Below are 5,445 nucleotides of genomic sequence, written 5' to 3'. Positions count from 1 at the left end.
GGGGGCCCCCCCGCTACTTTCCGCCCCGCGGGCGATGGTGGCCCTGGGGGTCCCCCCAGCGGTAGCTGGGGGAGGGTCTGGGGGCAGCGCCCCCCAGCAACGGCGCCGCACCCACCCCACCCCCGACCCCGCCGCCCCGGAGCCCGGAGCCCGGAGCACGGAGCTCGGGATCCCGACCCCACCGCCAAGCTCCGCAGGACCTAGGCTGCGCCCATGTCGAACTGGCAGGACGGCACAGCCACCCTCAGGATCGGCCCGGTCGCGGTGCCGCTGGAGGTCGCCGCCTCGTACCGCGCCCGGACCCGCGGCCTGCTCGGCCGGGACGGCATCGCCGGGGCGATGCTGCTCACCCCCGCGGCGAGCGTGCACACTTTCCGGATGCGCTTCGCGATCGACGTGGCGTACCTGGACCGGAACCTCCGCGTCCTGGCCGTGGTGACGATGCCCAGGGGCCGCCTCGGGCTGCCCCGGCCCCGCGCCCGGCACGTCCTGGAGGCGGCGGCCGGGGCGATGGCCGGCTGGGGGCTGCGGCCGGGCACCACCGTGCGCGTGGACAGGTCCTAGTGGAGGTCCCGCCTCGGCGGTAGGTTGGGGCGGTTGAGCTGGGGTGTCAGGGGAGCGGCATGAGTGAGAACGCGCGGATCAAGGCGCTGGAGCAGATCATGCCGGCGACGCACGGCGCCGACGAGGACATCGACTGGCAGAGCGCCGAGGCGGCCTGGGGCACCCGGTTCCCGGCGGACTTCGTCGCCTTCATGGGCCGCTTCGGCGCGGGTTCCATCAACGGCGAGGCCAGCATCCTGCTCCCGCTGCCCAAGCCGGGACTCCAGTGGGATCCGGCCGAGATGGCCGAGGAGACCGACAACGCCCGCCAGGTGTGGGAGGCCGAGGGCGGCCGGGCCGCCTTCGACGTGGACCCGGAGGCGATCATCGCCTGGGGAGTCACCGGCGGGTCCGACATCCTGTGCTGGCTCACGTCCGACCCCGACCCGGACCGGTGGCCGGTTCTGGTGTGCGGGCGGCACACCGCCGACTCCTTCGCCGTGTACCCGTACGGCATGGCCGAGTTCCTCTACCGGCTCTGCTCCGACGAGTTCGACGTGAGCCCGGTCAGCATCACCTTCTGGGACGGCGGCCACCTCAGCTTCGTCCACTGGCGCAAGGCGCAGCGCAGGTGGCAGGAGGGCCGCAACCCCGAGACGGGCGAACCGGACCCGTACGCGGGCGAATTCGCCGACTGACGTTCCCGTCCCAACCCCGAAGACCCCCGAAGACCCCCGAACACCCCGAGCCCGTTCCGAGACCGGAAACGGGCTTTTCGGCATGTCTACGCGCGTCCGCTCTGTGGATCACATATCGGAAAACACCATCCGGAAAAGCCCCAGTTGGAGCATTGACCATAAGTGCACCCCAATGGAATCAGCCGCCCCACTTTCGGGAGAGAATTCCGGCCAACGGGCCATGGTGGGACACCACGGCCGGAGCAACTCATAAGCAGTCATGGGATCCAAAAGAAATCAGGGGAATACACCCGTGGGACGAAGAATCTTCGGCACGGCCGCCTCCACGGTCGTGCTCGGTCTGCTGATACCTCTGGCCGGATGTGGCGGTTCGGGCGGCGACGCAGGCGACGGGGGCACGCTGCACCTGGTGGCCGCCGAATACGGTGACACTCCAGCCACCAGTTCAAAGGCCTTCTGGGACAGGGTGACCACCGATTTCACCGCCGCGAATCCCGGAATCAAGGTCGACGTCAAGCTCCTGCCGTGGGCCGACATCGACCGCGAGGTCTCCCGTATGGTCAAGGCGGGGAACGCGCCGGACATCGCCCTCATGGGCTCCTACTCCGACTTCGCGGCCCAGGGGAAGCTCTATTCCGCGGACGAGCTCCTCTCGGTCGCCCGGGAGGCGAACTTCCTCCAGCCGCTCGCCGAGGCCGGCACCGTCGGCAGCACCCTCTACGGCCTGCCGTTCGTGGCGAGCAGCCGCCTGCTCTTCTACAACGAGGCCCTGTTCACCAAGGCCGGGGTCGCCGCTCCGAAGACCTGGTCGGACCTGAAGTCCGCCGCCAAGGCGCTCAAGGACAAGGGCGTGAAGTTCCCGTACGCCCTGCCGCTGGGCCCGGAGGAGGCGCACGCCGAGGCGATGATCTGGGAGCTGAGCAACGGCGGCGGCTACGCCGACAGCAGCGGCAACTACAGCCTGGCCTCCGACCCGAACGTGGAGACCTGGCGCTGGGTCAAGGAGCAGCTGGTCGCCCCGGGCCTCACCGGCCCCACCCCGCCGTCGCAGCTGAACCGCGCCGACGCCTTCGCCGCGTTCCTGCGGGGCGAGGTCGGCATGCTCAACGGCTATCCGTCGCTCGCCCACGAGGCGCGCGCCAAGGGCATCGGCGTCGGCACCGTGTCCATGCCGGTCTCGGACTCGCTCGGCACCGGGGAGGTCCCGCCGACCGTGGGCGTGGCCGACTGGATGATGGCCTTCAAGCAGAACGGCAAGCGCGCCGAGATCGGCAAGTTCCTGGACTTCGTCTACCAGGACAAGAACCTCTCGGAGTTCGCCAACCGCTACCACCTGCTGCCATCCACCGTCAGCGCCTCGCGCACCCCGGCCGGCGGCGGGCTCGACAAGACCGACCAGCTGTTCCTGTCCGCGCTGTACGGCGCGCAGCTCTACCCGGTGAACGATCCGTCCTGGGTGAGCGTCAGCGACACCATCAAGCGCAACATCGGGCGCGCCGTGGAACCGAACTCCGACCCGAAGACGGTCCTGGAGGACATCGCGGCCCAGGCGAACGAGGCCTCGAAGAAGCGCTGAAGAACCCCGTGACACGGGACCTTCGCCCCATGCCGCAGACCACCCCGTGCGGCAGGATGGCCCTACGGCCCTCGATCCGAGGCCGCCGGCCCCGTCGCCCGCCGAGCACCCACAAGGTGCGCAGGGCGGCCGGCCTCGCCCCTGCCCGTACCGGCCCTACCAGTCCTACTGCCCCTGCTTCCCGTGGTCCGGGGAGAACGCCTTCCGGTGCTGCTCGCAGCTGGAGTCCCAGCGCAGCGAGCCCGTGAGCGTCCCGTAGCCCGAGCGCGTCACCGACCACTCCACCGTGTACTCCCCGGTGTCACATGCGATCCGCTTGCCGCCCGCGATCTTCTCGCGCCCCGTCGCCGGCTTCTTGTCCAGCTTCCGCCGGACCTCCCCCGCCTTGGCCCCCTTGGCCGTGCGCAGGACGGCGTGGAACTCCAGCTGATGCGTGTCGTCCTTGGTCGTGACCACCTTCTTCACCAGCTTCGAGTCGGACACCGACCAGGCGAACTCGTACGACGGCTGCCACGCCAGCGTGTCGGGGTCGGGGACCCGGCGCTCGTAGTCCGGGGCGCCGGACGGGCCGGGGCGCGAGACCATCTCGTACTGGACTCCGGTGTGGAAGCGGAACTGCGCCTCCACCTTGTGCATCTCGTCCTTGGTCCACTTCGACTTCATGGACTTCTCGCCTCCGGCCGGGTCCTGGAGGTACGCCGTCCCGTCCGCGGCGGTGGCCTGCTGGACGAGGGCGGGGGCGAGGGCCGCCGCGGTGGTGGCGAGGGCGAGAGCTGCCATGCGGGTGCGCTTCATGCCCGGTCCAACGGGGCCCCGCGGCGGCCCGGAACGTCACCGGGCCCGCTTTCACCCGTACGGGAGCGCCCGTCGGCCGGACTCGGCCCGGTCTGCTCCGTCACCGGCCCGCGCCGGACGGCGGCGGTGCCGGAGGCGTCGCGCGGGCGGTGGTTCAGGCCTGGCCGGTCTCGAAGCGGCTGATCTTGCCGCCGCCGGGGGCGATGGTGAAGCGCCAGGCGGTGCGCATCTCGCCCCAGGTGTCGTTGCGGTAGTCGACGACCAGGGCGCGGCCGCCGTCGGATTCGGACTGGACGTTCATGTGGCCGCCGGAGCCGAAGATCTCCTTGTCGATCCACGGGCCGAGGTCGCGGTCGGATCCGTCGTCGGACATGGTCGCGTCGGCGGTGAGGACGGCGAGGAAGGCCTCCTTGTCGTGCGCGTTGACGGCGGTGACGAAGGCTCCGACGACGGGGTCGGACAGTTTGGCGGGGGCGATGGTCACGGGGGCCTCCTGATCGGGCGGGGCGTGGGTGCGGGCGAGTGCGCCTGCCCGTTCAGGGAACACCCGGGGGCGGGCCGTGTCGTCGACCCTCACCCGTTCGCTTGCCGGACGGCGTGTCAGGGGCGGTCGCGTCGAGGGCGGGCGCGTCGGGAGCGGGCGCGTCGGGGCCGCCGGTCAGGAGCTCTCGTTTCAGGAGCTCTCGCTTCAGGAGCCGTCGGACGTCTCGGGGGCGGTGTGGACCGGGAAGCCGGTCGGCCGGCCCTGCTCCTTCAGCCAGGACAGCACCTGGTCGAGGGCTTCGACGGTCTGCGCGCGGTTGCCGCCGCCGTCGTGGAAGAGCACGGTCGGGCCGTTGCCGATCTCGCGCTTGACGGTGTCGACGATGGCGGCCGCGCCCGGCTTCCCGAAGTCCTTGGTGTCCACGTTCCAGCCGAGCGGGCGCATCCCGTGCGCGGCGGCGATGCGACGGCTGTCGGGGGTGAAGGCGCCGCCGGGGGCCCGGTAGTAGTCGACCTTCGCGCCGGCTCCCGCCGCTTCCTCGATCAGCCGCTTCGCGTCCAGGATCTGCTGTTCCTGGTAGGCGACGGGCTTCTTGTCCATGCCCGTGTTGTGGTCCATGGTGTGGTCGCAGAGCCGGTGGCCGGCCGCGACGACCTTCTTGACCAGGTCTGGGTGGGCCTTGGCCTGCGGCCCGATCATGCAGAAGGTCGCCTTCGCGTCGTACTTCTTCAGTACGTCGAGCACCTCGGGGGTCCAGCGCGGGTCGGGGCCGTCGTCGATGGTGATGTTGACCGCGTTGCCGCCGCCCTCCGAGGCGTGGGCTATGCCCTCGGGTATGCCCTGCGGTTGCTGCTGCCCGCCGTGGCCCTGGTTCCCGGCTTCCTTCTGCCGGGAGACGTTCTGGTGCGCGGGCCCGTGACCCGACTCCACCGCGCTCGCCACGCCCCACACCGTCGCCGCGACGACGACGGCGGAGGCCGCCACCACCGCGCGGGCCCGTATGCCCTTCTCGTTCATGCGCGTCCAGAACCCCATGTCCACTCCCCATCCGCTTCGTCAGCGTTCTGTGGATCAGGACGTACGACACAAGAGCCGGGTTCCGGGCCATTGGTCCATAAAATCCAACTAATGGGGCGGATGAGGTCGGTGAGACCTGGCCGCACGGGCCGCTCTCAGTGGGCGGTTGATTCCTGGAGGGCCGGGGTGGCCTTGTTGTTCTCGCTGTCGGTGGGGGTGGGGGTGGGGTTGGTGCCGCGGAGGGGGACTTCCTTGATGAAGAGGGCGGCGAGGAAGCCGAGGACGGCGATGGCGGCGCAGACGAGGAAGGCCCAGTGGGTGCCGATCGCGAC

Annotated in this window: 6 protein-coding genes; 3 read left to right on the top strand and 3 right to left on the bottom strand. The window is 70.7% G+C overall.

Annotation, left to right across the window (positions count from 1 at the left end; all coding sequences use genetic code 11):
• Window positions 1-213 precede the first annotated feature (213 nt).
• The 3 genes from ACFWP3_RS41380 (at window position 214) to ACFWP3_RS41370 (ending at window position 2,817) form a co-directional block, all read left to right on the top strand.
• Complete coding sequence (locus ACFWP3_RS41380; RefSeq protein WP_384232065.1) at window positions 214-564, top strand: DUF192 domain-containing protein; 351 nt, start codon at window positions 214-216, stop codon at window positions 562-564.
• A gap of 59 nt (window positions 565-623) precedes the next feature.
• On the top strand, window positions 624-1,241 hold the full coding sequence (locus ACFWP3_RS41375) for an SMI1/KNR4 family protein (protein ID WP_384232063.1): 618 nt from the start codon (window positions 624-626) through the stop codon (window positions 1,239-1,241).
• 259 nt (window positions 1,242-1,500) lie between these two features.
• Window positions 1,501-2,817, top strand: coding sequence for an extracellular solute-binding protein (locus ACFWP3_RS41370; RefSeq protein WP_384232061.1), 1,317 nt, complete (start codon window positions 1,501-1,503; stop codon window positions 2,815-2,817).
• A gap of 165 nt (window positions 2,818-2,982) precedes the next feature.
• Here ACFWP3_RS41370 and ACFWP3_RS41365 read toward each other — a convergent pair whose 3' ends face one another.
• From ACFWP3_RS41365 to ACFWP3_RS41355, 3 genes are all read right to left on the bottom strand, one after another.
• A complete protein-coding gene (locus ACFWP3_RS41365) occupies window positions 2,983-3,612 on the bottom strand; it encodes a hypothetical protein (protein ID WP_384232059.1) in 630 nt (209 codons plus the stop codon).
• Window positions 3,613-3,766: 154 nt separating this feature from the next.
• Window positions 3,767-4,096: a nuclear transport factor 2 family protein gene (locus tag ACFWP3_RS41360; protein WP_384232057.1), complete on the bottom strand. Its 330-nt coding sequence runs from the start codon at window positions 4,094-4,096 to the stop codon at window positions 3,767-3,769.
• Window positions 4,097-4,300: 204 nt separating this feature from the next.
• Window positions 4,301-5,131, bottom strand: coding sequence for a polysaccharide deacetylase family protein (locus ACFWP3_RS41355; RefSeq protein WP_384232055.1), 831 nt, complete (start codon window positions 5,129-5,131; stop codon window positions 4,301-4,303).
• Window positions 5,132-5,445: the final 314 nt, after the last annotated feature.

It is taken from the genome of Streptomyces sp. NPDC058525, from assembly GCF_042719495.1.
In the GTDB taxonomy this organism is placed as follows: domain Bacteria; phylum Actinomycetota; class Actinomycetes; order Streptomycetales; family Streptomycetaceae; genus Streptomyces.
Note: the sequence above shows the minus strand (reverse complement) of the source record. Positions and strands in the feature narration are given on the sequence as shown.

Coding starts and splice junctions, on each gene's coding strand:
- ACFWP3_RS41370 (WP_384232061.1), top strand. CDS start 1,501: ATGGGATCCAAAAGAAATCAGGGGAATACACCCGTGGGACGAAGAATC.
- ACFWP3_RS41355 (WP_384232055.1), bottom strand. CDS start 5,131: ATGGGGTTCTGGACGCGCATGAACGAGAAGGGCATACGGGCCCGCGCG.
- ACFWP3_RS41375 (WP_384232063.1), top strand. CDS start 624: ATGAGTGAGAACGCGCGGATCAAGGCGCTGGAGCAGATCATGCCGGCG.
- ACFWP3_RS41380 (WP_384232065.1), top strand. CDS start 214: ATGTCGAACTGGCAGGACGGCACAGCCACCCTCAGGATCGGCCCGGTC.
- ACFWP3_RS41365 (WP_384232059.1), bottom strand. CDS start 3,612: ATGAAGCGCACCCGCATGGCAGCTCTCGCCCTCGCCACCACCGCGGCG.